This is a genomic window from Streptomyces sp. NPDC057543 (assembly GCF_042801895.1).
In the GTDB taxonomy this organism is placed as follows: domain Bacteria; phylum Actinomycetota; class Actinomycetes; order Streptomycetales; family Streptomycetaceae; genus Streptomyces.
Genome location: NZ_JBHVFF010000604.1, coordinates 1 through 1,170, shown reverse-complemented (window position 1 = coordinate 1,170; position 1,170 = coordinate 1). Strand labels below are relative to the sequence as shown.

1 protein-coding gene is annotated in these 1,170 nt (G+C 67.0%); it reads right to left on the bottom strand.

Going from position 1 to position 1,170, the window contains the following annotated elements:
* Positions 1 to 869, bottom strand: an 869-nt coding sequence (locus ACFU8Q_RS41615) for an ISL3 family transposase (protein ID WP_384465467.1), incomplete at its 3' end; no start/stop codon positions are given.
* Between the last annotated feature and the right edge of the window lie 301 nt (positions 870 to 1,170).

The following is a 1,170-nucleotide window of genomic DNA, read 5'->3' as shown; positions in this document are numbered from 1 at the left end:
GAGGCCCTGCCTTCATGCCCGCAGCCGACGGCAACCACCCGATCGAGACTCCCGTTCGAGACACACCCCTCAAGATCGGAACGACAACAGCTACTCAGGCACTCGCGGTGGGCGGCGACGCAGGTCTCAACGGCCCGCCCCAGCCCCTGCCACAGGTGGAACCGGTCGGCGACCTGGAGAGCGTCGGGGGCGCCGAGCCGGGCGCCTTCGGCGTAGGCGCCGGCCCGGTCCCGACAGATGATCTCCACGCCGGGGTGAGTGGTGAGCCAGGCTGCCAGCGGTCCCGCTGTGCGTGTCGGGAGCACATCGACCACGCGATGGGTTTCTCCGCAGGTCAGGACAGTGGAGTAGGTCTGGCCGCGGCGGATCGCGAAGTCGTCCACGCCCAGCACGCGAGGCGTGCTGAACTGCGGATCGGGCAGTGCCATGACCTTGCGTAATAAGGTCATTCTTCCCGCGCCGAAGCCCAGCTGGGCAGCCAGCCGGGCGCCGGCCCGCCCGGCCAGCGCGAGCCCCACTTGCTCCAGGGCGTGATTGAGCCGAATGGTGAACCGTGCGTAAGGGGCGGCCAACCGGGAGAACGGCTCGGCGAACGTCCGACGCGGACAGTCCGTCGCCTCGCAGATGAAACGCCGGACCGCTAACCGGATCACGAAGTCCTGGTCGGCAAGCGGAAGATCCTTCAGCTTGCGCTGATAGCGGTCGTGCACTCGGTTCGAGAAGCGGCCGCAGTCCGGACACTCCGCCCCGGCCACCCGGCCTCTCGCGACCACCTCGACCGTGCCGAACGCGGTAGTCACCGCCTCGACATCCACGTCGTCGATCCCGTCGAACACGAGCGAGTCCCAGAACGATGCATCGGTCTGCATGACCAGCACCATCACCGTTCGCAGCCGACCACGGCAGAGGCGACCAAGCATTTGACGGAGCGTCATTTCCGGCTGCCAGATGACAAGGCGTACGCGGTCTCACACGACCCCGCCCCTCACAATCGAACACCTAGGTGACGCTCCGCGACCCCTCCCCAAGATCTGTGCCAGAACCCGGAACTCATGCACAAATGCTGCCGCCAGACGGTTCTGGCACACATTCCGTGAGCGATCTTGAGTCCGGCCTCACCAGACCCCGGTGACGTGCGGTCCGCGCAGCTCACATGACGCGCGCGCCTAC